This window comes from Arthrobacter sp. 05L417 (genome assembly GCF_056397865.1).
Window position 1 is genome coordinate 21,701 of the sequence record NZ_JBFTOG010000016.1, and the last position, 25,067, is coordinate 46,767.

The 25,067-nt window shown below is 64.3% G+C and carries 22 protein-coding genes and 2 riboswitches; of the genes, 15 read left to right on the plus strand and 7 right to left on the minus strand.

Going from position 1 to position 25,067, the window contains the following annotated elements; translation table 11 throughout:
* Positions 1-44 precede the first annotated feature (44 nt).
* On the minus strand, positions 45-260 hold the full coding sequence (locus AC1DJW_RS13380; protein WP_284752392.1) for a hypothetical protein: 216 nt from the start codon (positions 258-260) through the stop codon (positions 45-47).
* A gap of 244 nt (positions 261-504) precedes the next feature.
* Between AC1DJW_RS13380 and AC1DJW_RS13385 the strand changes: the two genes are divergently transcribed.
* Genes AC1DJW_RS13385 through AC1DJW_RS13395 form a run of 3 tightly spaced genes read left to right on the plus strand, consistent with a single transcriptional unit; the run spans position 505 to position 2,880 of the window.
* Positions 505-888, plus strand: coding sequence for a cold-shock protein (locus tag AC1DJW_RS13385; protein ID WP_078106274.1), 384 nt, complete (start codon positions 505-507; stop codon positions 886-888).
* A gap of 7 nt (positions 889-895) precedes the next feature.
* Positions 896-1,471, plus strand: a complete 576-nt coding sequence (locus AC1DJW_RS13390) for a DUF3027 domain-containing protein (RefSeq protein ID WP_476901629.1) — start codon at positions 896-898, stop codon at positions 1,469-1,471.
* A 44-nt stretch (positions 1,472-1,515) separates the two neighbouring features.
* Positions 1,516-2,880 (plus strand): MFS transporter, encoded by a 1,365-nt coding sequence (locus tag AC1DJW_RS13395; protein WP_284752394.1) that lies wholly within the window; start codon positions 1,516-1,518, stop codon positions 2,878-2,880.
* Positions 2,881-2,901: 21 nt separating this feature from the next.
* Here AC1DJW_RS13395 and serC read toward each other — a convergent pair whose 3' ends face one another.
* Positions 2,902-4,032 carry a phosphoserine transaminase gene (gene serC, locus AC1DJW_RS13400; RefSeq protein WP_284752395.1) on the minus strand — a complete coding sequence of 377 codons (1,131 nt, stop codon included), beginning with the start codon at positions 4,030-4,032 and terminating at the stop codon, positions 2,902-2,904.
* 362 nt (positions 4,033-4,394) lie between these two features.
* Here serC and AC1DJW_RS13405 point away from each other — a divergent pair, with 362 nt between their 5' ends.
* From AC1DJW_RS13405 to AC1DJW_RS13460, 12 genes are all read left to right on the plus strand, one after another.
* Positions 4,395-5,090: an iron-dependent transcriptional repressor DtxR gene (locus AC1DJW_RS13405; RefSeq protein ID WP_269997631.1), complete on the plus strand. Its 696-nt coding sequence runs from the start codon at positions 4,395-4,397 to the stop codon at positions 5,088-5,090.
* 126 nt (positions 5,091-5,216) lie between these two features.
* Positions 5,217-5,426: riboswitch (cyclic di-AMP (ydaO/yuaA leader) on the plus strand.
* Between the two features lie 2 nt (positions 5,427-5,428).
* Entirely contained in the window at positions 5,429-6,247 is an 819-nt protein-coding gene (locus tag AC1DJW_RS13410; RefSeq protein WP_390282230.1) for a M23 family metallopeptidase, read from the plus strand.
* Positions 6,248-6,392: 145 nt separating this feature from the next.
* Positions 6,393-6,559: riboswitch (cyclic di-AMP (ydaO/yuaA leader) on the plus strand.
* A 5-nt stretch (positions 6,560-6,564) separates the two neighbouring features.
* Entirely contained in the window at positions 6,565-7,326 is a 762-nt protein-coding gene (locus AC1DJW_RS13415; RefSeq protein WP_284752397.1) for an NlpC/P60 family protein, read from the plus strand.
* A 745-nt stretch (positions 7,327-8,071) separates the two neighbouring features.
* Complete coding sequence (locus AC1DJW_RS13420) at positions 8,072-8,572, plus strand: HNH endonuclease (protein WP_028266173.1); 501 nt, start codon at positions 8,072-8,074, stop codon at positions 8,570-8,572.
* A 37-nt stretch (positions 8,573-8,609) separates the two neighbouring features.
* Positions 8,610-9,227, plus strand: a complete 618-nt coding sequence (gene mobA, locus AC1DJW_RS13425; protein WP_459341563.1) for a molybdenum cofactor guanylyltransferase — start codon at positions 8,610-8,612, stop codon at positions 9,225-9,227.
* Between the two features lie 31 nt (positions 9,228-9,258).
* Positions 9,259-9,546 (plus strand): DUF6457 domain-containing protein, encoded by a 288-nt coding sequence (locus tag AC1DJW_RS13430; RefSeq protein ID WP_390282232.1) that lies wholly within the window; start codon positions 9,259-9,261, stop codon positions 9,544-9,546.
* Positions 9,543-10,868: a molybdopterin molybdotransferase MoeA gene (locus tag AC1DJW_RS13435; RefSeq protein ID WP_476901630.1), complete on the plus strand. Its 1,326-nt coding sequence runs from the start codon at positions 9,543-9,545 to the stop codon at positions 10,866-10,868. Before AC1DJW_RS13430 ends, AC1DJW_RS13435 begins: the two co-directional genes overlap by 4 nt.
* 62 nt (positions 10,869-10,930) lie before the next feature.
* Positions 10,931-13,267: an FdhF/YdeP family oxidoreductase gene (locus AC1DJW_RS13440; protein ID WP_390282233.1), complete on the plus strand. Its 2,337-nt coding sequence runs from the start codon at positions 10,931-10,933 to the stop codon at positions 13,265-13,267.
* A 1-nt stretch (position 13,268) separates the two neighbouring features.
* Positions 13,269-14,144: a formate dehydrogenase accessory sulfurtransferase FdhD gene (gene fdhD / locus AC1DJW_RS13445; RefSeq protein ID WP_284752402.1), complete on the plus strand. Its 876-nt coding sequence runs from the start codon at positions 13,269-13,271 to the stop codon at positions 14,142-14,144.
* A 91-nt stretch (positions 14,145-14,235) separates the two neighbouring features.
* A complete protein-coding gene (locus AC1DJW_RS13450; RefSeq protein ID WP_476901631.1) occupies positions 14,236-17,259 on the plus strand; it encodes an alpha-mannosidase in 3,024 nt (1,007 codons plus the stop codon).
* A gap of 96 nt (positions 17,260-17,355) precedes the next feature.
* The gene (locus AC1DJW_RS13455; RefSeq protein WP_390282236.1) at positions 17,356-18,675 is read left to right on the plus strand and encodes a bifunctional glycosyltransferase family 2/GtrA family protein; all 1,320 of its coding nucleotides are present in this window, start codon (positions 17,356-17,358) and stop codon (positions 18,673-18,675) included.
* Positions 18,676-18,722: 47 nt separating this feature from the next.
* Complete coding sequence (locus AC1DJW_RS13460) at positions 18,723-20,786, plus strand: glycosyltransferase family 39 protein (RefSeq protein WP_476901632.1); 2,064 nt, start codon at positions 18,723-18,725, stop codon at positions 20,784-20,786.
* A gap of 143 nt (positions 20,787-20,929) precedes the next feature.
* On the opposite strand, the gene AC1DJW_RS13465 is transcribed toward AC1DJW_RS13460, so the two are convergent.
* From AC1DJW_RS13465 to AC1DJW_RS13485, 5 genes are all read right to left on the minus strand, one after another.
* Positions 20,930-21,757, minus strand: coding sequence for an amino acid ABC transporter ATP-binding protein (locus AC1DJW_RS13465; RefSeq protein WP_476901633.1), 828 nt, complete (start codon positions 21,755-21,757; stop codon positions 20,930-20,932).
* Positions 21,744-22,409, minus strand: coding sequence for an amino acid ABC transporter permease (locus AC1DJW_RS13470; protein WP_284752407.1), 666 nt, complete (start codon positions 22,407-22,409; stop codon positions 21,744-21,746). Before AC1DJW_RS13470 ends, AC1DJW_RS13465 begins: the two co-directional genes overlap by 14 nt.
* A gap of 15 nt (positions 22,410-22,424) precedes the next feature.
* Positions 22,425-23,243 (minus strand): amino acid ABC transporter substrate-binding protein, encoded by an 819-nt coding sequence (locus tag AC1DJW_RS13475; RefSeq protein ID WP_476901634.1) that lies wholly within the window; start codon positions 23,241-23,243, stop codon positions 22,425-22,427.
* 246 nt (positions 23,244-23,489) lie between these two features.
* Positions 23,490-24,197: a hypothetical protein gene (locus AC1DJW_RS13480; protein ID WP_459341569.1), complete on the minus strand. Its 708-nt coding sequence runs from the start codon at positions 24,195-24,197 to the stop codon at positions 23,490-23,492.
* Positions 24,194-24,919 (minus strand): hypothetical protein, encoded by a 726-nt coding sequence (locus AC1DJW_RS13485; RefSeq protein WP_284752410.1) that lies wholly within the window; start codon positions 24,917-24,919, stop codon positions 24,194-24,196. The genes AC1DJW_RS13480 and AC1DJW_RS13485 overlap by 4 nt, the downstream gene beginning before the upstream one ends.
* Positions 24,920-25,067: the final 148 nt, after the last annotated feature.

Here is a 25,067-nt window from a genome sequence, read left to right on the forward strand (position 1 = left end):
CAACGTTACCGCCAGCCGGGCCCGCCGTCGGGCTTTCCGGCTGCTCATTGGCGACGCCGTGCCCACACCGAGTCAACCACCAATGCGGCCATCAGAATGAAGGCGAGCGGCAGCCCGTAGAGAGCAGTTGACGTGACCCAGACCGGAGCCACGCCGTTGGCAAAAGCGACGGCCATGACGGCGGCTACGGCCGCCAGGGACAGGATTGCGACGACGGCGGCAACGATCGTGAGCGGGCGGCGGAAGCCGTGGGGAATCATGCAAGCAACGCTAACAGTCCCGGGCCGCATCCCCTGTTCCAGGCCAGGGTGCAGCCTGGTTGCGGGCAAAAGGCGGCGAGACCTGCCTGCGGGGGTCTCAAAGCGCGAATCCGTGGCCGGGCAGGATAACCTTGAAGCAATAGACCAACACGGTCCAGGCAGTCACCCCTATTCCCGCAGTTTCCTGCGGATGCGGTGGCGCGCCTGCTGTGTCTCGCAAGTAAGAACGAAGAAGGTTGATTACGTGCCCACCGGCAAGGTCAAGTGGTATGACAAGGACAAAGGCTTCGGATTCCTCGCAGCAGAGGACGGCCAGGAAGTGTTTCTGCCCAAATCCGCACTGCCCGAAGGCGTAGCGGATCTCAAGGCAGGCACCCGGGTTGAGTTCGGCGTCGCCGACGGTCGCCGGGGCGCCCAGGCGCTGGGCCTGCGTGTGCTGGACAAGTTGCCATCCATCGCCAAAGCCAAGCGCATGAACGCCCGCGAGCTCGCCCCGGTAGTCCAGGATCTCGTATCTGTCCTGGACAACCTCTCCGGAACGTTGTCCGCCGGCAAGTACCCTGAAGGCGCCAAGGGCAAAGCCATCGCCGCAGCCCTGCGCAAGGTTGCCGACGAGCTGGAAGCCTAAAGCTGCCATGACATCGGAATCCGCTGAAGCCAGTCCTGAAGAAAACGGCACTGGTGCCGTTCCAGCCACGGCTGGACCCGGTGCTGAGCGGAAGCCGGCAACGGCGAAACCCCGCACCGGCATTCCTGTGTGGCGGGTCGGCAAGCCGGACGCCTTCCTGGCGGCCGCAGTCGACGTCGCCCGCAACGCGGTGGAGACCATTGCCAAACCGAGTGAAATCGGACCGCATATTGCCGCGCGCTCCGAAGGCGAACGCGTGGTCACGCACCTTTTCGAATCGCGGCTGGCCGGATACGGCGGTTGGCAGTGGTACGCGGTGGTGACCCGCAACTCGCGCTCCAAAGTGGTCACCGTCAGCGAGCTTGGCCTGCTGCCGTCGGAGGACTCCATCCTGGCTCCTGAATGGGTGCCTTGGGCAAAGCGCGTCCGTCCGGAGGACGAGGCGGCCGCCGCCGAAGAGTTGGCGGAGGAGGCTGGCGCCCCCGTTGACGCGGACGACGACGGCGACCCCTCCGCTGAGGACCTTGCCGCCTCCAGTGACGGTCAAGAGAACGACGACGCCGACGACATCGAGGCTGACTAGCCCTTGGCGGACCCGGCGAGTGAATTCCGTGAAGGTGGAAATTGATGTCCACCTTCAAGTCGCTCGGTGTCCTTAACTACCGCATTTGGTTCATCGGTGCGCTCGTTTCCAATATCGGCACGTGGATGCAACGCACCGCCCAGGACTGGCTGGTCTTCGCCCATCTGAGCAACCACGATGCCGGCGCCATGGGCGTGACCTTGGCGCTCCAACTGGGCCCGCAGCTTTTCCTGGCCCCGTGGGCCGGACTGCTTGCCGACCGCTACAGCCGGCGCAGGCTCCTGGTCGTGACTCAATCGGCCATGGCGGTCCTGAGCACTGGCTTGGGACTCCTGGTCCTAAGCGGTGCAGCGCAGTTATGGCATGTCTATGTGTTCGCGCTGTTGCTTGGCGTCGTCTCGGCACTTGACGCCCCGGTTCGCCAGACGTTCGTCTCGGAGCTGGTCAAGGACGACTATCTGTCCAACGCCGTTGCGTTGAACAGCGCATCCTTCAACGTCGCCCGCATGATCGGTCCCGCCGTGGCCGGCGTGTTGACGGTTGCGGTGGGGCCGGGCTGGGTATTCATGATCAATACCCTGACCTTCCTCGCAATGCTTGGCGCGATCCGGGCCATTCCCCTTTCTTCCTTGCGCGTCCAACCCCGGGCGGCCGCGGGCAAGGGCCGCATCCGCGAAGGGCTCCGCTATGTCCGCAATCGCCCGGACATCGTGGTTGTGCTCGTCGCGATTTTCATCATGGGCACGTTCGGCCTGAACTTCGTCCTGTTCATCGCTGCCATGGTCGGCACGGAGTTCGGCATGGATGCGGGAGCATTCGGGCTGCTCAACTCAGTCATGGCGATCGGCTCCGTCGCAGGAGCATTGTTGGCCGCCCGGCGCGGACGGCCACGAATGCGGCTCATCTTCGCGGCGGCGGGCGGGTTCGGCCTCGCGAGCGGACTGGCCGCCTTGGCACCGAATTACACCATGTTTGCCTTGGCCCTGATTCCCTGCGGCCTGTTTGCCCTGACCATGATCACGAGTGCCAACGGCTATGTGCAGTCCACCACCGAACCCGTCATGCGCGGCAGGGTCATGGCGCTCTACATGGCCATTTTCATGGGTGGAACGCCCATCGGTGCACCGTTCGTCGGCTGGGTGTCCAACGTGGCCGGACCCCGATGGGCTGTGGGCGTGGCCGCGGCCGCGGGCGCCAGCACCGCCGTCGTCGGGATCGTGTGGATCATCCGCGCCCGCCAGTTGCGGCTCCGTTTCGATCGCAGCGCCCGGGGACTGCAGTTCTTCCGCATTGAGTCCCAAGGCGCGGGGGATGCTCTTAAAGGGGACAGCGCTGTTAAAAGGGACAGCGCCGTTAAGGAAGCTAGCGCCGCCCGGGATCCTCACCCGGACGACGCCGACCAGTCCTGACCGCGGGAACGCGGCAGGCCCTTACTTCTTCAGTTCGCCCACCACGAAGTCGATGCTGGCGAGCAGTGCCGAGACGTCGTCCGGTTCGATGGCGACGAAGGTTGCGATGCGCAGCTGGTTGCGGCCCAGCTTGCGGTACGGCTCCGTGTCCACGATCCCGTTGGCGCGGAGCACCTTGGCGATGGCAGCGGCGTCGATCGAGTCATCGAAGTCGATCGTGGCGATGACATTGGAGCGGTCCTCTGCCTTCGCCACGAACGGGGTGGCGTACTCGGAAGCCTCCGCCCAATTGTAGATGCGGCTTGCGGAGTCCGCGGTGCGCTTGCTGGCGAAGTCGAGGCCACCGTTGCTGTTGAGCCACTGGACCTGGGCATCCAAGGTCACCAAGGTGGACAGGGACGGCGTGTTGTAGGTCTGGTTGAGCTTCGAGTTGTCGATGGCCGTCTGCAGGTCCAGGAAATCGGGGATCCAGCGGCCGCTTGCCTTGATGCGGGCGGCGCGCTCCAGGGCGGCGGGGGAGAAGAGGCCAAGCCACAGGCCGCCGTCGGAGGCAAAGTTCTTCTGCGGGGCGAAGTAGTAAACGTCGGCCTCGGTAACATCGACATCCAGGCCGCCGGCTGCGGACGTCGCGTCGACCAAGACAAGTGAACCCTCGTCGCTACCGTGAACGCGCTTGACCGGAGCGGCCACACCGGTCGAGGTTTCGTTCTGCGGCCAGGCGTATACGTCCACGCCTGCTTCAGCCTGGGAAACGGGCCGGGTGCCAGGCTCGGACTTGATAATGGACGAAGCTTCCAGGAACGGTGCCTTGTTGGTGGCCGAAGCGAACTTGGAGCCGAACTCACCGAAGGAGAGGTGCTGGGCCTTCTTCTCGACCAGGCCGAAGCTGGCGACATCCCAGAACGCGGTGGAGCCTCCGACGCCGAGAATCACCTCGTAGCCCTCGGGTGCACGGAAGAACTGGCTAAGCCCCTCGCGGACCGAGCCCACCAGGTTCTTGACCGGCGCCTGACGGTGGGAGGTGCCGAGGATCGTTGTCGAGGCGGCGGACAGTGCCTCGATCTGCTCGGGGCGGACCTTGGAGGGCCCGGCGCCGAAGCGGCCGTCCTTGGGCAGCAAATCGGCAGGGATGGTGATGCTGTTGTCGCTCACGGGATGCTCCAATGGTGAAGTAGCGGCCTAGATGGGTCGTGGCAGGCGGCAAGCTGCCCCCTTCGACTCCCCAATTCTGCCTGACTCCGCGGGCGGGGACAGAACCGAAGGTGTCATAGTCCGCCACGTGGAAAGCATTTGTTCCACCGGGCGTGGGGCCCGTGCCTGACCGGGCGACGGAGGGGCGCTGGAGCGGGACGCTGAGCGGGTGCCGGAATTATCCGGAGTAATTCAAAATAGGCTAAGCTTGGAGCTGGCGCCCGGACCGGGACGGCCGGCCGGTTCGGCCATTGTTCGACCACTGAGTCGGCTGCGGTACGGTGGAAAATACGCAAGATACTGCGCTCGAGGAGCTGAGCTGGATGACGGATCTGATCGATACCACTGAGATGTATCTTCGGACCATTTTGGAGCTTGAAGAAGAGAACATCGTGGCTCTTCGCGCACGCATCGCCGAGCGCTTGCGGCACTCCGGCCCAACCGTTTCCCAGACCATCGGACGCATGGAACGCGACGGCCTGGTTATTGTTTCAAATGACCGGCACCTTGAGCTGACCGAAACCGGCCGGAAACGCGCCACCGAGGTCATGCGAAAGCACCGGCTCGCCGAGCGGCTCCTGGCCGATGTCATCGGACTGGACTGGGCCTACGTCCACGATGAGGCATGCCGCTGGGAGCACGTTATGAGTGAGCGCGTGGAACGGCGGCTCTACGAGCTCCTGGACCACCCCACGGAATCGCCGTACGGCAACCCCATTCCCGGACTCGAAGCACTGGGTGGAGCCGCATCGCATGCCTTCACGGATGGCGTGGTCAACCTTCTTGAAGCAATGAACGAATACTCACCGGAAAACAGGGTCACCGTCAGTCGGCTGGCCGAACCGATCCAGGTGGAACCGGAACTGCTCGTGCAGCTGGACGAGGGCGGAATCCGGCCCGGCGCGAGGGTTTCCCTGGAACGTGTGGGGGAGTACATCTCCGTTCGCGTACCCAATATCGACGGCGCGCTGGAGCTGCCGCCCGAGGTTGCCTCGCACGTGTTTGTCACGGTCGCCTAAGCTGCCCGGTAAGGGCCGTCGGCAAAGATAACGAAATTATTACTGCGGGGGTTAATCCCCTATAGTTGACTACTGGCGCCGATACCAAAGCGTTACCTGATCCGAAGCCGAGTTCTGCCAGCGGATCAGGTGGATTAGTCCATTCACTGGCAGAAGCGGGGGAACCACCATCGGCTGTCGAAAGGCGGCCTTGGGGTGAAGTCCGCAGCGGAAGTGCAAGCAGCGCAGGGTTCCTCCGGGACATACCTGCGCTTCGCGCCCTTCGCGCGGACCGGGTCCACGATCTCTCTGGCCCGAATCCGACAGCTAACTTCGCAGGCTTGTCAGAGAGGAAAACCTTGACTACGCAGAACACCAGGGGCCGCAGACGCGCGTCCGGTCCTACTGCTGAGCTGCGGAGCACAAGCGCCGTCGTGCACGAGCGGCCCCGCGATCCCCATCGCGAAGTCCGCCGCCGCAAGGGTCCCTTGCGGCAAATGGCCGAGTTCGCCGCCGCGAGCGGAGCAGGACAGAAGGCCGGAGTGGCCCTTGCCGCCACAGGCCTCATTCTGACGGTCGCCATGCCGGGCACCGGCGCCCTGACGGCCACTGCCAACTCAAACCAAGTCGCGTCGGCCGTGGGCACCCAGCCCGAGATTCCGGCCGCGGCAAGCGCCACGATCGACTTCAGCCGCGCTGCGGTTTCCACCACGGCGGATCCGGACAGCAAGCTCAAGCAGCTCTTGAGTGCGCAGTCCGTCGGCACCATCAAGGAGTCGTCCTCCAAGGGCACCCTGGGGGCGCCGCTGGACACGCTGGTCACCGCCTCGCCGTTCGGCTACCGCGTGAATCCCATCACGGGCGGTTTGGGGGAGTTCCACCGGGGCCAGGACTTCGTGGCCCAGTGCGGCACCCAGGTCCACGCGGCCGCGGCCGGCAAGGTCACATTCGCTGGATGGCATCCGTATGGCGGCGGAAACCGCATCGTGGTGGACCACGGCAACGGCCTGGAAACCACGTACAACCATTTGTCTTCGTTCAGCGTCCAAGTGGGCCAAACGGTCAGCCGCGGCGATGTGATCGCTTTGAGCGGTACCACTGGCGCCTCTACGGGCTGCCACCTCCATTTTGAAGTCATGGTCAACGGCGACGTCGTTGACCCCCTGGGCTGGCTGTAGCCAATCCGATGGACGTCTCTCGCATGCTTGTCACGCTCCGTGACCTGAATGTGACATTCAGCCAAAACTCATGTACCGTCTAACTCGCATCAACTTTTAGAGAGTTGATGCACTCGGGTGGATTGCCTAGCTCTGCCACTGCCCGAGGTTCCGTTCGCAAAACATCGTCTGGCAGAGGCGGGGGACCCACTTTTGGTCATCTTCACCGATGGCCTTGGGGTTAAGTCGCATGACTTCCGAGAGGGAGAAGTGTGGCCGGATGACTCCCATCCGAATCCGACAGCTTACCTCGCGGGCATAGGGAGAGGCCTCTTAACGTGTCTTCACGCTCTACTGTTGCGCGCCACCGTGCCGCGGTCACCAAGACCAACTCGCTTGCCGTTATCGCTAAGACTGTCGGCAGCAACGCCGGTGGCGTAGGCCGCCAGGCGGCAGTTATCGCTGCTGCTTCCGGCCTGGTGCTTACTAGCGGTATCGCAGCCAACGCTGCAGAAACCAACGTCCCCCGCGAGTCCACTTCGACCTCCGCCCTGGAAGTCCAGTCCATCGCCCAAGCCAGCATTTCGGCCGACTCCTCCGTCGCCATCAAGTACGAGCGCCCGGTGGTTTCCACCGAAGCTGCTCCGGTTGTCGCAGCTCCGGTTGCCACCCAGGAAGCCGCTCCGGCTTCGCAGGCTGCGGGTGCCGCTACCGGCGTCTCAACGCTTTCTGTCACGGCTGCTGTTTCACCCGCCACCAAGGTTGCCAGTGGCAAGGGAGCAGCAATTGCTGCCGCAGCTTACGCACAGCTTGGCGTTGCCCAGGACTGCACCGCCCTGGCTTCGAACTCCCTGGCCGCTGTTGGCATCAACTTCCACGGCTGGCCGGCAGACTACCTCTCCCTTGGCCGCACGGTCAGCGCTGCTGAAGCGCAGCCGGGAGACCTGGTCTACTACCAGAACGGTGGCATGGGCATGGCCCACATCGCCGTTTACGTCGGCAACGGCATGGCAGTCCACGGTGGCTGGAACGGCGGCACCACCGCCCTGTACAGCGTCAACGTCGGCTCCGGCCCGGTCTTCATCCGCGTTGGTGGCTAAATAGCTCCGGCTACAGAGCTTCACTGGAACATCCCCGCTGGTCCGCCCGCGGGGATGTTCTGTTTTAACGGGTTACAGGGCAAAACGTGTGTAAATCCCGGGCGCGCTATGTCCGTCCCGCCCAGCCTAGGCGGTGCCATAGGCCCTCCTCGGCGGAGCCCGGTGCTGTAGAGCTCTGGTGGGAAGCAAGCACCTCCCATACACACGTTTTGTCCTATAACCCGACTACTTCGCGACGCGCAAATTACCTGGGGATGCGCTAGATCCCTGTCGACACCTGAATACATGTGTCGACAGGGATTTGGCGTGTCGCCCGGCTTTTGCTGTAGCGCTCGCTCGGCCCCGGGCGGGTCATGTCCGTCCCGGGATTGTTTTCGCTCGGATGTCGGATTCTGCTCAATCATTCGAATGGACCATTGCCGGGCCCACGGAATCACGGGACCGGCAACTTCGGCGAAGAGAGTGATCCAGCAGAATCCGACGGCATCCGTGGATCCAGCAGAATCCGACAGCGTCCATTAGATCCCGTCGATCTGGATCTGGTCATGGACCTCGGGCGGTTTGGAAGGTTCCGGCTACGTGTCCGGCACATGAACTTTGACCGACACTGCGCCGGAACCTCCGCAAGGATTCGTTGATCTGGCCTCCGGGTGTTTACTCTTAGGTTGTCGATCCACAGCCCGTACATGCAGAGGGCAGCCGGCCCTCGCGCCCCTGACGGGTGCGGCCGTGAAGAGGTACGTGCATGCGCACACTCGTTCTGAATGCTGGATATGAACCGCTGGCGGTAGTAACCTTCCGCCGGGCGCTGGTCCTTGTGCTCACCGGAAAAGCGAGCGTAGTGGCCGAAGGCGACGAGCCTGTCGTCGGGCCACAGGAGATTCTCGGACGTCCGTCCGTGATTCTACTCAATCGCTACATCCGGCCGAGATACAACACCATCACAGCGGTTACACGCCGCGGCGTTTTGCGCCGCGACGGCCACCGTTGCGCCTATTGCGGGAAAGCAGCCCACACCATTGACCACGTCCACCCCAAATCCAGGGGCGGCGCGGATTCCTGGGAAAACCTGGTGGCAGCGTGCTTGCGCTGCAACAACGCCAAGAGTGACCACACGCCGGCGGAGATGGGCTGGAAACTGAGGTTCACTCCCGCGGCGCCCACCGGGACTATCTGGCAGATCAAGGAGCTTGAGAAACCTGCGCCCGCATGGGATCCCTTCCTCCTGCCTGAATCGGCGGCCTGAACCGGAATTGAGCCTGCTCCCCGGGTAATCTGGGCGGGTGGACTTTGATGCGGTGATATTGGCGGGTGGCAAGTCCTCCCGTCTCGGCGGCGTGCCCAAAGCCCAGCTGAGGTACGACGGCGCCACGCTCCTTCACCGCGCCGTGGCGGCAGCGCGCGGCGCCGGGACTGTCGTCGTCGTCGGGCCTGATCCCGGGACTTTGCCGCACGGCACATTGACAGCGCGGGAGGACCCGCCCTTCGCCGGACCGGCAGCCGCGATCGCCGCCGGACTCGCCGTGCTAGAGGGACAAGACGGCGACAGTCCGTCCCCGAAGTGCGCGCCCTGGGTACTCGTCCTGGCCTGCGACATGCCCCTGGCCGCGGCCGCGGTTCCGGTACTGCTCCAGGAACTTGCCGCCCACCCGGAAGCGGAAGGGGCCATGTCCGTATCGGCAGATGGCCGGAAACAACCGTTGCTCGGGATCTACCAGGTATCCGCTTTGCGGCGGGAAGTGCAGGCTGCGGCAGAACAAGGTGGCCTGGTCAACGCCGCGGTGTTCCGGCTGCTTGCTACGCTTGATCTGCTGGCCGTGCCTGTCCCCGCAGGATCCACCGATGACGTGGATACCTGGGACGATGCCGCGGCGCTTGGAGTGGACGGCGACCTGCCGTGACAACAGCTGTACCGGACTGTGGAGGCGGATCGTGAAGAGCCAGGAAGAAACGCTCGAGGAATGGTGCAGGAGCCTGCTGCAAGCATATGAGTTGGAAGACGTCGAGATCGACATCAACGATGTCCTGTCCCTGGCAGGCGTTGCAGCCCATTCAGTGGTTCGGCCGGCGGCTCCTTTGACTACCTTCATTGCCGGCTTCGCGGCCGGACTTGCCGCGGGTTCGGGACAAGCCACTCAATCCGCGTCGATGGATGCCGCCATGGGCCTGGCACGCACGCTCGCGAAAGATTATACGAACCCCGGAACCGACGCCGGATGACGGAAGCCCCCGTGCATGTCCCGCACGCCGACCACTTGTGGGCGGAGGCGCGGCAACTTGCCTTCGATAGTGCCACGCCCATTCCCGCCGCACCCGTTGCGCTGAAGGACGCCATCGGCAGGACCCTGGCCTTGGATGTCCATGCCTTGCAGGACCTGCCGCATTATGCGTCGTCGGCGATGGATGGCTGGGCGGTCAACGGCAGCGGCCCGTGGATCCTGGCGGAGCCGGGCCATCGGCTGGCCCCGCACCAAGCGAGCCCGATCGCCACCGGCGGCCTGATTCCGCCGGGGGCCAAAGCCGTGCTGCGGAGCGAGAGCGGGGTCCTGACCACCGACGAAGACGGCTTGCCGCTACTCGCCCTCGGCGGGAACGCGAAGCCCGGCGAACCGCGCAACGGGCAACATATCCGCAACGCGGGAGAAGAAGCCGCGGCGGGCGAGCTGCTGATCAAATCCGGCGTTGTCTTGAATCCGGCCCATCTCGCCCTCGCCGCCTTGGCCGGCCGCGACGAACTGGACGTCCTGGGCAAACCCCTCGTGAAGATGCTCCTGACCGGCTCCGAAGTGGTGACCGCGGGTGTCCCGGCCCCCGGCAGGGTGAGGGATACCTTCGGTCCCCAGCTTGGCACCGTCGTCGAACTCCTTGGCGGGATCCGCGGCGGGCAAACCAAGGTGGGCGACTCCTATGAGGAATGGCTCTCGGCCCTTGAGGAAGGCGAGCCGTCGCCGGACGCGCCACCCGCCGACGTCGTCATCACCACCGGGGGAACCGGCCGTTCGGGGACGGACCACTTCCGGCGGGCCATTGCGGAACTCGGCGGCCGATTGCTGATCGATGGAATCGCGATGCGTCCGGGACATCCTGCCGTCCTGGCCGAGTTGCCGGACGGCCGCTTCGTGTTGGGTCTTCCCGGCAATCCGCTCGCGGCCATGATGGTTCTCTTCACGATCGGCGCACCCCTCCTCGCGGGGCTGGGCCACGGGACGCTGCCCGAGGTGGGAGAGGTGCCTTGCGGCGCAATGCTCGACGCCGATCCCGGGCGAACGCGTTTGCTTCCCTTCAGGTTCGTGTACGGCTTGGCGTCGCCTGCCCAGCATGCGGGGCCAGGGATGATGCGCGGCCTCGCCGGCGCGGACGGCGTCATGGTGGTGCCACCGCACGGCGTGCAACTGGGCGAAGCAGTGCCCGCTTTTCCGTTGCCGTGGGGGCCGCCGTTTCCCCTGCCGAAGCCCACACAGGACAAGGCCAAGAAGACTCCCGCCCGGCCAGCCCGCAAAGTTCCGTCCGGGCCGGTGGACTGGAGCGCCCTGACAGGCTGAGAACTTCCCGTGCAGGATGGACGCGGGTGGATTAGCGAGTCAGGCCTTGCAATGATGGGGACATGAACAGGCATGCTCCCGAACAGGACATCAATGAAGATGACCTCCAGATCCACCCACCCAAGCGCTCCGCCGCGGGCGTCAAGGCAGTCACCGTGGCATTGGAACGGGGCTGGGCCCAAGCGGGCGTCAGCCGGACTGTCAAGTCAATGCTCCGCGTCAACCAGCGGGACGGGTTCGACTGTCCCGGCTGCGCCTGGCCGGAGTCCATTACCGGCAAACGCAGTCCCGCCGAGTTCTGTGAAAACGGGGCCAAGGCAATCGCCGAGGAGAGCACCACGCGCGTAGTCGACGCGGAGTTCTGGGCCCGGCACTCCCTGGCCGAGCTCGAGGACAAGACCGAATACTGGCTGGGCAGCCAAGGGCGCATCGCCGAGCCCGTCGTCATCCGCCCTGGCGACACGCACTATTCGCCCATCAGCTGGACGGATGCTTTCAGCCTGATCGGCGAGCACGTGAATGCCACCACGCCGGAGCGCTGCGTGTTCTACACTTCCGGGCGCACGGCCAACGAGACAGCCTTCATGTACCAGTTGTTCGCCCGGAGCCTGGGCACCAACAACCTGCCCGACTGCTCGAACATGTGCCACGAGTCTTCGGGAAGCGCACTCAACCCGACCATCGGCATCGGCAAGGGCACTGTCTCACTCGAAGACATCCATGAAGCGCAGCTTGTGCTCGTTGTGGGGCAGAACCCGGGCACGAACCACCCGCGCATGCTCTCAGCCCTGCGTGATTGCAAGAACAACGGCGGCAAGGTTGTAGCCGTCAATCCTTTGCCGGAAGCCGGACTCCTGAACTTCAAGGATCCCCAGTCGCTCAACGGCGTGGTGGGCGGTGGCACGGACATTGCCGATGAATTCCTGCAGATCAAGGTAGGTGGCGACCTCGCTCTGTTCCAGGCGCTGGGCCACCTCCTGCTGGAGGAGGAGAAGCGGCAGCCGGGAACAGTGGTGGACCGAGCCTTCATCGAGGCGCAGACCGACGGATTCGAGGCCTACGCCGAAACCCGGGCTACGCTGGACTGGGCAGAGACGGAACGCGCCACGGGCCTGAGCCGCATCGAAATCACCAAGGTGGCCGGCATGCTGGCCGCGTCGAAGGGCACCATCATTTGCTGGGCGCTGGGACTGACCCAGCAACCCCACTCCGTAGACACCTTGCGGGAAATCATCAACCTGCTGCTCTTGCAGGGAAACTTCGGCAAGCGTGGCGCCGGCGCCTGCCCCGTCCGCGGCCACTCTAACGTGCAGGGCGACCGCACCATGGGCATCTGGGAGAAGCCGTCCGAAGGCTTCCTGGCAGCCCTGGACAAAGAGTTTGGATTCACCATGCCGCGGGAACACGGATACGACTCCGTGGAAACCCAACACGCCTTGGAGAAGGGCGACGTGGATGTGTTCGTTTCCATGGGCGGAAACTTCGCCGCGGCAGGCTCTGACACTGTCGCGCTGGAAGAAGGGCTCAAGAAGGCCGGGCTGACGGTCCACATCTCCACCAAGCCCAACCGCGCCCACGTGGTGCACGGAAAGACCTCCCTGATCCTGCCCACCCTGGGCCGCACGGACACGGACGACAAACACCCGGGCGGACGGCAAATCCTCTCCGTGGAAGACTCCATGTCCGTCATCCACTCCACCCAGGGCCGCTTGACCCCGATCTCGGAGCACCTGCTCAGCGAACCCGTCATCGTCGCACGCATGGCGCAGGCGGTGCTCGGCGATAGCCACCCCGTGGATTGGCGTGCCATGGCCGAGGACTACGACGTCATCCGGGACCACATCTCCAGGGTGATCCCCGGCTTCGAGGACTTCAACGCAAGGGTGCGGACCAAGAACGGCTTCGTGCTGCCCAACCCGCCACGCGACACCCGCACGTTCGCCACGGATATCGGCAAAGCACGATTCACCGTGAGCCCGCTGGAGTACCTTGAAGCCCCGGCCGGCCACCTGATCCTGCAGACAGTCCGCAGCCACGACCAGTACAACACCACGTTCTACGGCCTCGACGACCGCTACCGGGGCATTTCCGAAGGCCGCCGGGTCATCCTGGTCCACGAGGACGATCTCAGCGAGCTCGGCTTCGGGGACAGGGACATGGTGGACGTCATCTCCACTTTCGGCGGAACGGAACGCCGGGCGAACAAGTTCCGGCTGGTTGCCTACCCCACAGCCAAGGGTTGCGCGGCCGCGTACTTCCCGGAGGCCAACGCCCTGGTCCACCGGGAGCTCGTTGCCCGCGAATCCAACACGCCGGGCTACAAGGCCATGACGGTGCGGTTCGTCAAGCACGGGGAAGCCGCCGAGCACGCTGAAGCTGCCGGGACGGTGGGTATCTGAGATGGGACGGGTGACCCAGCGCCGCAAGGTGCACAAATTCGTCCTGGATGGCTCCGAACAGGCGCTGGAGCACCCGGTCCGCTACCGCGAAGACTTCCTTGCGGTCGAGGAACCGCTCGAGGTGCGCCTGGGGCACATGTCCTTCTCCGTAACCATGCGGACCCCTGGCGACGACTTTGACCTCGTGGCGGGCTTCCTGGTCTCCGAAGGCGTCATTTGGGACCCCGCCCAGCTCATTTCCTTGCGCTTCTGCGCCGGCGAGGACGAGAACGGCGTTCAGACCTTCAACGTGGTGGAGGCCCAGTTGCGTCCCGACGTCGTCCTTCCGGAGACGGGCCGCAACGTCTACACCTCCAGCTCGTGCGGGATCTGCGGCACCGACTCTATCGAGGCAGTGCGCAAATCCTCACACTTCAGCCCTTCGGGCGACCCCCTGAGCGTTCCGGTGGAGGTTCTTGCCTCGCTGCCTGACCGCCTCCGCGAAGCACAGGCGGTTTTCGACAAGACCGGGGGAGTGCACGCCGCCGGACTCTTCAGAATCCACGACGACGGCGAGGCTGAGCTACTGTGCCTCCGGGAAGACGTGGGCAGGCACAATGCGGTGGACAAGGTAGTGGGCTGGGCTCTGCGCGAAGGATTATTGCCCTTGCGTGGCACGGTCCTGCAGGTCTCCGGGAGGGCATCCTTCGAGCTGGTCCAGAAGGCGGCGCTCGCAGGAATCCCGGTTTTGGCCGCCGTCAGCGCACCCTCCAGCCTCGCCGTGGAACTCGCCCAGGAGACTGGTTTGACCCTGGTGGGATTCAGCCGGGGGACCAGCCTGAACGTCTACGCGGGCAGTGACAGGGTGGCGGTGGGGGCTAAGGACCTGCAGGGATAGCCGCCAATCACTTGGCTATTGTCCCGGAACAACGTAGATTTTATCCATCGAATGGAATCTCAACCTAGCCCACCGCCAAAGGGGACTTCAATTGCACGACGACCGCCGGATCACTGAGAAGCGGCTCGAACGTTTTGTCCGGGAGCGGATAGCCCCCGCCATCTATGGCCGCGCGCTGCCCCTTGAACTGAGCAGCTGGGATGCCCCGGGCGAGCCGGTTCCAGCCTCGGAAGCACTCCGCCAGGTCTTCGAACCCCAGGAACACGGTGCTGCGTGGGGCAAGGCCTGGAGCACCAAGTGGCTGCGGCTTCGGGGCGAGGTTCCGGAGGGCTGGGGAGTTGCCGATGGCACCACGGTGGAGATCGTCGTCGATCTCGGGTTCAGCAACGATTCCCCCGGATTCCAGTGCGAGGGCATCGCCTGGCGGCCCGACGGCACCATCATCAAGGCCATTTCTCCCCGCAATCAGCACGTCCCGCTGAAGCTTTTGGGTGGCGGCCTGTCAGTCGACTTCTACGTCGAAGCCGCAGCTAATCCGGATCTCAGCCAGGAGTGGAGCTTCGCGGCAACCCCCCTGGGGGACAAGTCCACCTCCGGAGACGAGCCCCGCTACCGGCTCGGACGCATCGCCATAGCCGAACTCAACGAGGTGGTCTGGGAGCTCCACCAAGACATCTGGACCCTCAGCGGGTTGATGCACGAGCTGCCCTTCGAACTGCCGCGGCGGCACGAGATTCTCCGCGCCTTTGAGCGCATGCTGGACGTCATGGACCCGGACGATATTGCGGGTACCGCAGCCGCCGGCAGGGATGCCCTAGCCGAGGTCTTGAGCCGGCCTGCTTACGCCTCGGCCCACGAACTTCTGGCCACTGGCCACGCCCATATTGACTCGGCCTGGCTATGGCCGGTCCGTGAGACCATCCGCAAATGCGCCCGCACCTTCTCCAACGTTGTCGCCCTCATGGATGAGAACCCCGATTTCGTCTTCTCCTGCTCCTCGGCGCAGCAATTGGCATGGATGAAGGAGTTCTATCCTGAGCTGTTCATCCGGATCCGGGAGAAGGTGAAGGCCGGGCAATTCGTGCCGGTTGGCGGCATGTGGGTTGAATCGGACACCAATATGCCCGGCGGCGAGGCAATGGCCCGCCAATTCGTCGAGGGCAAGAGCTTCTTCCTGCAGGAGTTCGGCATCGACTGCCAGGAGGCCTGGCTGCCTGACTCCTTCGGATATTCCGGGGCCCTCCCGCAGATCGTCAAGTCCGCTGGTTCCCGGTGGTTCCTGACCCAGAAGATCTCCTGGAACCAGGTCAACAAGATGCCGCACCACACCTTCAATTGGGAGGGTATCGACGGCACGCGGCTTTTCACCCATTTCCCGCCCGTGGACACCTACAACTCCGAGCTCCACGGCCGCGAGCTCGCCCACGCCCAGCGCAACTACCGGGAGCACGGCCGGGGCACCATTTCGCTGGTCCCCTTCGGATACGGCGACGGCGGTGGCGGACCCACGCGCGAAATGGTTGCCGCAGCCCACCGAACGGCGGACCTGGAAGGTTCACCGAAAGTACGCATGGGAACCGCTAAGGAGTTCTTCACGCAGGCCGAGGCCGAGTACCACAACCTCCCGGTCTGGGTGGGCGAGATGTACCTCGAGCTGCACAGGGGCACCTACACGAGCCAGGCAAATACCAAGCAAGGCAACCGCCGCTCGGAGCACCTGCTCCGCGAGGCCGAACTTTGGTGCTCGACGGCGGCAGTGCGGACTGCCGGTTCGTTCACCTATCCCGCGGCGGACCTTAAGCGCTTGTGGCGGCTTGTACTGTTGCAGCAGTTCCACGACATCCTGCCGGGCAGCGCCATTGCGTGGGTCCACCAGGATGCGGAGCGGAACTATGCCGCGATCGCCAGGGAGCTGGAAGGCATCATTGCCGGTGCCGCGTCTGCCCTTCTGGGCGAGGGAGACACCATGTTCCTGCTCAATGCGGCCCCGCATGAGCGCAACGGTGTTCCGGCGCTCGCCGCAGCGGAGGCGGTCCACTCGGATAGCCCAGTCAACGTCACAGAACGCGCCGGCGGCTATGTTTTGGACAACGGCATCATCCGCGCGGTGCTGGACGCCAACGGATTGCTGACCTCCCTCTCGGATTACGCAACAGGCCGCGAAGCCATTGCGCCCGGTCAGTTCGGCAACCATCTTGAGCTCCACCGGGACACGCCCAACGAATGGGATGCCTGGGACATCGACGAGTTCTACCGCCGGAATGTCGTCTCGGTAGTCGAGGCGCGATCGGTGACGCTGGAAAGCGCGGGCTGGGACGCCGTCGTCGTGGTGGAGCGGACCATCGGCTCCTCCACCATCACGCAGCGCATTTCCCTCGAGGCGGGCGCGGAATCCCTCGGGATTTCCACCACGGTGGACTGGCAGGAACACGAGAAGCTGCTGAAGATCGGTTTCCCGCTGGATGTCCGTGCGGACCGTTCCGCCTCGGAGACCCAATTCGGGCACGTATTCCGGGCTACGCACACCAACACCTCCTGGGAAGCCGCCAAGTTCGAATTCTGCGCCCACCGATGGATCCATGTGGCAGAGCCGGGTTACGGCGTCGCCATTTCCAATGCGTCAAGCTACGGGCATGACGTCACCCGGACCATCCGCGACGACGGCGGAACCACCACCAACGTCCGTGTGTCACTGTTGCGGGCGCCCAAGTTCCCGGACCCCCGGGCCGACCTCGGTATGCATGTCCTGGATCTGAGCGTCCGGCCCGGCGCCAGCATCGGCGACGCAGTGGAGGAGGGCTACCGGACCAACCTCAAACCGAGGCTGCTGGCGGGGGCGAACCCAGTGGAGCCGCTCTTCACGGTGTTCAACCAAGCGCTGGTCATTGAGGCCGTCAAGCTTGCCGAAGACGGCTCCGGAGACGTCATTGTGCGGCTCTACGAATCGCTGGGAGAGCGCTCCACCGGTCTCATCACGGCCAACTTCGATTCCCGGACGGTGCAATCCGTGGACCTCCTGGAGCGCCCCGTCGATGCTCCCGGAGTGACGCCCGGAGCGGGCGCCGCCGAACTGACCCTGCGCCCGTTCCAGTTGGTGACCTTGCGTTTCAGTTAGTGGTGGCGGCGGAGCCGGGTGGCGTCCGATCCGGTTTACGGCGGACGCACAGGCTCCGTCAGGGAAGCCCTCACCTTCGTTGCATACCTTGGGACTATGTCCAATGCGATGACGACCCACTCCGGGCCGCTGCCTGCCGGACAACCGGGGCGGCAGCAGCCTGGGGGACCAAGGCAAGCGGCCGAGTCCGGCGCCGGCCACATCCCTGCCATCCGGCCCGAACGGGCGCCGATCAGCACGTCCGACGGCAGCGTGATTCTTGACGTCGCGATACCGGTGTACAACGAAGAAGAGGCCCTCGAACCGGCGGTCCGTCGCCTGCATTCCTACCTCAAAGGCAGTTTCCCGCACCTGTTTACCATTACGATCGCGGACAACGCCAGCACAGATTCGACCCTCGAGATTGCACGTAAGCTCAGCAGCGAACTCAGTGAAGTGCGCGTCGAGCACCTCGACCGGAAGGGGCGCGGGCGAGCGCTTCGCACCGTGTGGCTCGCGTCCGAGGCGGCAGTGGTGGCATACATGGATGTCGATTTGTCCACGGATCTGGCTGCCCTCGGACCGCTCATTGCCCCGCTCTTGTCAGGGCATTCGGATTTGGCGGTCGGAACACGCCTGAACCGCAACTCACGCGTGATTAGAGGGGCCAAGCGGGAGTTCATCTCCCGGAGTTACAACCTCATCCTCCGCGGCTCACTAGGCGCCCGCTTCTCAGACGCCCAGTGCGGCTTCAAAGCGATCCGTTCCGACATTGCGCGTGCACTCCTGCCGTGCACCGTCGACGACGCCTGGTTTTTCGACACCGAGCTGCTCGTCATCGCCGACCGCGCCGGCCTGAGGGTGGCCGAGGTGCCGGTGGACTGGGTTGACGACCCGGACTCGTCGGTTGACATACTGCGCACTTCCATCGATGACTTGAAAGGGATCGCGCGGATCGGGCGGGACATGATGACCGGGCGCATCCCTGTCGCCGAGCTGCGCAGCGCCCTCGGCCGCAAGGCTCCGGACAAAAGCAACGGCGCACTCCTCGGGCAAATGCTCCGATTTGGCGTCGTCGGTGTCGTCTCGACATTGGCCTATCTCGCCCTGTTTGTCTTCATGCGCACGATCGCCGATGCCCAGACCGCCAATTTCGTGGCAATGCTTGTCACCGCGGTTGCCAACACGGCGGCAAACCGGCGGTTGACCTTCGGGGTCTCCGGAACCACGGGCGCCGTGCGGCATCAGTTCCAGGGCCTCGTGGTCTTCGCCCTCGGCCTGGCGTTGACCTCGGGGGTACTCTTCTGGCTGGCCTCCGGAGGTGAACCCTCCAGAGGGGTCGAAATAGCGGGCGTCGTCGGTGCCAACCTCCTGGCAACCCTGCTGAAGTTCATCCTGTTCAGGGTCTGGGTCTTCAAACAACCGCGATTGCCCTAGTCGTGCCGCGGGGCCCACAAACGCTCCATGATCAAGTGAAAGACACAATGAGCTCCAAATCCATCACTGTCAGCCCTACGGACCGGGACCGGAACGCAGCCACTTCCCGAGAGGCCGTTTTTGCCAAACGGTGGGAGCGCCTGGCATTCGGCGAGAAGCAAGCGCGATGGGTCCGGCCCTCGGCTGCGGCACTCCTCCTGGTAGCTGCGCTTGTCTACTTGTGGAATCTGACGAACTCCGGCTACGCCAATTCCTTCTACGCGGCAGCCATCCAGTCGGGGACAAAGAACTGGACAGCGTTGCTCTTCGCATCCCTGGACCCATCGAACGCCATCACGGTCGATAAGCCGCCCGCAGCGTTCTGGATACCCGCCCTGCTGGGACGCGTCTTCGGATTCAGTTCCTTCACGATGCTGCTGCCCGAAGCCGCCATGGGAATCGCTTCCGTCGGGATGCTCTACTTGGCCGTTAAGCGGGCGGCGGGACCGGCCGCAGGCCTTGTTGCAGGAGCCGCGCTTGCCGCGACGCCGGTAGCCGCACTCATGTTCCGTTTCAACAACCCCGACGCCATGATGGTCTTCTGCCTTATGGTGGCCGCCTGGATGACCGTGACCGCCACCCAGAAGGCCAGCCCTGCCTTGCTTTTCTGGGCCGGCACATTCATTGGCTTGGCCTTTCTGAGCAAAATGCTCGAAGGGTTCATGACCATCCCGGCGCTCGGACTTGCCTACCTATTGGCCGCCCCGGTTCCCCTCAAGAAGAGGCTTCTGCACTTGCTCGGCGCCGCAGGAGGCATCACGCTGGTCACTGGCGCGTACGCACTTGTTTTCCAGCTCACGCCGGTATCCGTGCGGCCCTACATGGCGGGGTCGCAGGGAAATTCCCTGTGGGAACTCGTGTTCGGCTATAACGGGCTCAGCCGAATCGTGGGACGGGGCAACGGGATCCCCGGGGGTGCGGCACCGGACTTCGCCCGTTATCCCGGTGGCATCGGCGCGGAGCCCGGAGGCGCCGTACCCGGCGGAGGCGGATTTTCCTTTGGTGGCCCTCCCGGCATCCTCCGCCTGTTCGGCGGCGAGTTCAGCGCGGAAGTGGCGTGGTTACTGCCCACCGCGTTGCTCCTCCTTGCGGCAGGATTATGGTTCACGCGCCGGGCGGCGAGAACCGACGCAATCCGCGCTTCCTTGGTCTTGTGGGGCACGTGGCTGGTCATCACCGCCGCCGTCTTTTCCTTCATGAGTGGCACCATCCATGCGTACTACACGGTTGAGCTTGCCCCTGCCGTAGCCGCGGTGATCGGCATCGTTGGGGTCCAACTCTGGAAACACCGGTCCCAGCCTGCGTCCCGGGCCGTGCTCGCGTCGGCGGTCCTGCTTACGTCGATCTGGTCTTTCGTTCTGCTGTCCAGCGACCCGGGGTGGCTCCCGTGGCTCCGTTGGACGGTTCTCGCTGCGGGCGTCTTGAGCGCGGTCCTGATCGCGGCTGGTCCGGTCCGACTTGGGAGGGCCGGTGTGGCAGTGGCGATTCTGGCGCTCCTGTCAGCTGGCCTTGGCACTGGTGCGTGGACCGTAGCTACTGCGGCGACGGGCCACACGGGAGGGTCGCCATCCGCCGGACCGGACCCAGGGACGAACAACCAGGCGATGGGGCTGGCCGGCATCACCAGCCCGGCCGGTGCAGCCTCGCGCGGCGGGGCATTCGGCCGCTTCCGTGGTTCAGGTCCCGCCAACGCCCCTGCCGCGGCAGGGGGATTCACCGAGCCCCTCGGAAATTCCGCCGTGAATACCCTTCTGCAGACGACGAAGACGAAGTGGTCTGCCGCCACGGTCGGGGCGAACAGTGCAGCCGCCCTTGAGCTTGGTTCCAATACTTCGGTGATGGCCATTGGCGGATTCAGTGGCTCTGATCCGTTTCCGACCCTGGACCAGTTCAAGCAAATGGTTGCCACGGGACAAATTTCCTATTTCGTCCCGGGCAGTCCGTTTGGGGGTCCGGGTGGCCTGGGACGGGCAGGCGGGAACGGCACGTCGTCGGCCATCACCCAGTGGGTCGAAGCAACGTTCCCGGCCACAAGGGTCGGTAACAGCACCGTCTACCATCTGCACCAATGAGCGGGCGGCCCCACCCAACTGGCTCGCAGTTGTTGTCGTTAGGAGGCCCAAAACGACAACAAATGCGTGGGCCCACGCCGCCAGGGTTCCCTGGCCGAGCTTGCGAGGCGAGGGTGGCGGTGGGGACTAGTTGGGAGGGAGGGTCAGACGTCGTGCTGGAGGCGCTTGACGAATTGCTTGGTACGTTCCTCCCGCGGCTCCCGCAAGACCTCCGCGGCGGGACCGCGTTCCACCACCACGCCGCCGTCCATGAAGATGACTTCATCGGCAACCTGGCGGGCGAAGGCGAGCTCATGAGTCACGATCACCATGGTCCACCCCTCGTCGGCGAGTTCCTTGATGACACCGAGCACTTCACCCACGAGCTCCGGGTCCAGGGCTGAGGTGGGCTCGTCGAAGAGCAGAAGTTGTGGCTTCAGGGCCAATGCGCGCACGATTCCCACGCGTTGTTGCTGACCGCCTGACAACTCGAAGGGGTAGGCGTCCCGCTTGTCTGCGAGGCCTACCCGGGCCAGGAGCCGCTCGGCCTCTGCCACGACTTCCGCCCGGGGACGCTTCTGGACCTGGAGCGGTCCCTCGATGATGTTCTTGAGCACCGTCATGTGCGGGAACAGGTTGTAGTGCTGGAACACCATGGCGCTACGGTCCCGGAGGGCGGCGATCTCCCGCTTCCCGACGGTACCGGCGAAATCGAGGGTCAGTCCCGCGCCGGACCCCCGGACCGTACCGGCGTCGGCGTCCCCGAAGGTGACCGTGCCGGCGTCGGGCACTTCGAGGCCGTTGAGCGAGCGCAGGACCGTCGTCTTGCCCGAACCGGACGGCCCGATCAAGGCGACCACCTGCCCGCGGCGGACATCGATGTCGATTCCGCGCAGCACCTTGTTGCTGCCGAAAGCTTTGGCGAGGTCCCGGGCGGACAGCACCAGCCCGGAGTTCCCTTGGGCGGCGTTGCTGGGCTCAGTGGGCGACATAACGGTCCAATCTGCGCTCCAGGGCGGACTGGCCCGTGGAGAGGACGAGGCAAATGACCCAGTAAACCAAGGCGGACTCGAGGTACAGGATCATGAATTCCTGGCTGAACGCGGCGATCTGCTGGGCGTTGCGGAAAAGCTCGGTGACGAGGATGAGCGAAGCCAGCGAGGTGTCCTTCACGAGGGAAATGAAGGTGTTGGACAGTGGAGGCACCGAGACCCTTGCCGCTTGCGGGAGGATGATCCGCACGAGCGTTTGCGGCCGCGACATTCCGATAGTGTGCCCGGCCTCCCATTGGCCCTTGGGCACGGACAGGATCGCCGCGCGGATGACCTCGGCCGCGTAGCCACCCACATTGAGCGAAAACGCGATGATGGCGCTGGGCCACGGCTCCAGCTTCACGCCGATGCTTGGGAGGCCATAGAAGATCACGAACAACTGCACCAGCAGGGGGGTCCCGCGGATCACCGAGACGTAGAAGCGTGCGATGCCGGAGAGCAAGCTGTTGGGGCTCAAGCGCAAGAGCGCGACGAGGAGCGCCAATGCCAGGCCAAAAGCGAACGAGGCCAAGGTCAGGGGGATGGTGCCCGTGACGGCGCCGCCGATGATTGGCCCGAAGGAACTCCAGACGAGGTCCCAGTTGAAGGTCATCTGTTTGGCCGCCGGCTACTTGGTAACGTCTGCGCCGAAGTACTTCTGGGAGATCTTGGCCAGGGTTCCGTCGGCTCGAAGGTCCGCCAGGGCTTTGTCCACTGCGGCCTTGAGTTCGGTTGATCCCTTGCGGAAGACCATGGCGCTTTGGGTCTTGTCGGTGGTCTCCGCGGCGATCTTCAAACCGGAGTCCGGGGTGCTCTTGGCGTAGTCGAGGTAGGTCAGCTTGTCGTTGACGGTTGCGTCGACGCGGCCTTGGCGGACCAGGGTGGCGGCTTGCGCCCAGCCTTCGACGGACTGGACGTTGGCGCCTGCGTCAACTGCCATCTTGTAGAAGTTGCTGGTCAGTGACTGGGCGGTGGTCTTGTCTTTGAGATCGGCGAAGCTGTTGATGGAGTTGTTGTCGGACTTGGTCACGACGACGCCATTGGAGATAGTGTACGGCGCCGAGAAGTCATACTTGGCTGTGCGCTCAGGGTTGATGGAGATCTGGTTGGCGATCGTGTCGAAGCGCTTGGAATCGAGGCCCGCGAAGATGCCATCGAACTGGGTTTCCTGGAATGTCGCCTTTACTCCGAGCTTGGCGGCCACGGCCTGGGCGATTTCGACGTCGAAGCCCGTCAGTGGACCTGCCCCGTTCTCATGGAAGCTGAAGGGCCGGTAGGTGCCTTCCGTGGCAATAACGATCTCGCCTTTGGACTTGATGGCGGACAGCGAGGTGTCTCCACCCGACGTCGACGACGGCGATGAGCCGCCGCCGCAAGCGGACAGTGCCAGCGCGACGGCGGCAAGGGTTGCGGACAGTGCTGTGCGGCGAGTGGGCAGGCTCTTCATGAAAGCCATCTTAGTCACGGGACCGGACTGGGGTGCTGCGGGCGGTGCCCGAAAGGACGCTTAAAAGGCTGAGTGGGGGCGGTCCCCAACAGCCCGCCACCACTCATCCCCCCAAAAGTGCTTCCGCACGCGCCACGAACCTTGGAAACCCGTTCATTGATTCAAAGGTCAGGCTGCGTCGCCTTCACACATTCATAATTATGGCACGATATAATGGATTTATGAAAGAGGTTACGCGGTATGTTTTTAAATTACCGTGCGGCTAGTCCGCCTGGCAACGGTTTTTGACAGCCAAATGCCTCCCAAGCCAAGCGCAGTGGCCAGAGCGGCAGAGTAATTGATAAGCGGCCGCAGCCACGTATTCGATAGCGGGATGAGCGGAAAGACCTGCGAAACCGCCAGCAAAGCAAGGCCCAGGAGCAGTGTCGCAGAGGCGGTCCGGAGCAGAACGGGACCGGAACCTCGAACGGACCGCCAGATGCCCGGGATGAGGCATACGGCAACGTAGCCCGGATAGAACCTGCCCAGGGCCGCATAGAGATCAAGGGCCGGCCCCGGGTCCAGGTCATTCAGGCCGACAGTGGAGTCCCGGGTGTCCATCGAGAAGAAAAAGAAGGCCGTGAGGACCCCGGTTGCTCCCAAAACGGCCAGGCCAACCGGCCCCCGGATGGCACGTTCCCCGCTAGCTGAGCCAAAGGCCCTGGCCACCTTGATGCCCATGAGCAGGAACGTTCCGTAGAGCATGAACCGGAGCAGCAGGTTGCCGAGGTTGAAGTTGCCGAGCCACCCGTCAATCAGCAAGTAGGGTTCCTCGATGCTGAGAAGGATGTCGAGGGAAATCAGTGCGAACAGGACGAACATCATCCGGTTCTCGCCCCGTACGGCGCTGGGAATGCGAATGGCCGTCAAAATGAGGCAAATGGAGAGCGTGGCCCACGCCAACACGGTGGTCATCCCAGGTTCTCCCAGATTCTGTTGGTGTGGTCGAGCTCGTGTTCATGGCGGCGCAGGGCCTTGCCCAGGGCTTGCAGCCGTTCTCCGGCGAGCAGGGCTAGTTCGCCTTCCGTCATCCTGTCCAGGGCGTCCCGCCGGGCTCCGGGGCGCCATCCTGCTTCGGCCTCAGTGACGAGGCCGCTGGCTACGAGGCCTCCGGCCGGTCCGACGCCGCCCGCCCGGGACGTTGCCAAGGCCAGTTCCGGGGGAAGCCGGTTGGCGGTCAGGTGCGCGGAGAAGTTCTGCGGTGCGATCCCGGTGGCGTCGCTCACCCGGTGGCGCAGCTCGCCGTCGTCGATCGCGTCCACCCAGTTCCTGACTGAACTCGCGTGCGGGGTCTCCGCCAGGACCAAGGGCGCGACGCCCTCCCTGGGCTCCTCGCGCTCGACAACTGCACGCAGCAGATCCATGGTGGAGACCTGGCTGACGAGTTCCGCGTCAGTGGGCGGAACCGGAGTCCCGCGAAGCGCCGCGTAGGCCTCGAATTGTGCCAAGGCATCGAAAGGATTCATGTCGAAGGCCCGGCTGATGCTCACGAGCGAACTCTCGGCCACCTTGCCGCGGACCAATTGCTGGGCCAGCGTGGTGCGTTTCACTCCCGAAAAACGGCAGACATCGGCCGTGCTGGTGTTCGGGGCGATCCCGTGCAGCCAGCGTTGGAACGCCTTGGAAGGGAGGGACATGAACCACTTTCTGATGGACGGTGACTGGAAGACGGCTTCTGGCGGACGGTTTCCGCCCGTACTGGCAGGACTGGCAGGTCTGAGAGGTCGATTTTACGATGCGGGCACATTGAATTATGCTTGATTCTCGAACCCGCTGGTCCGCACA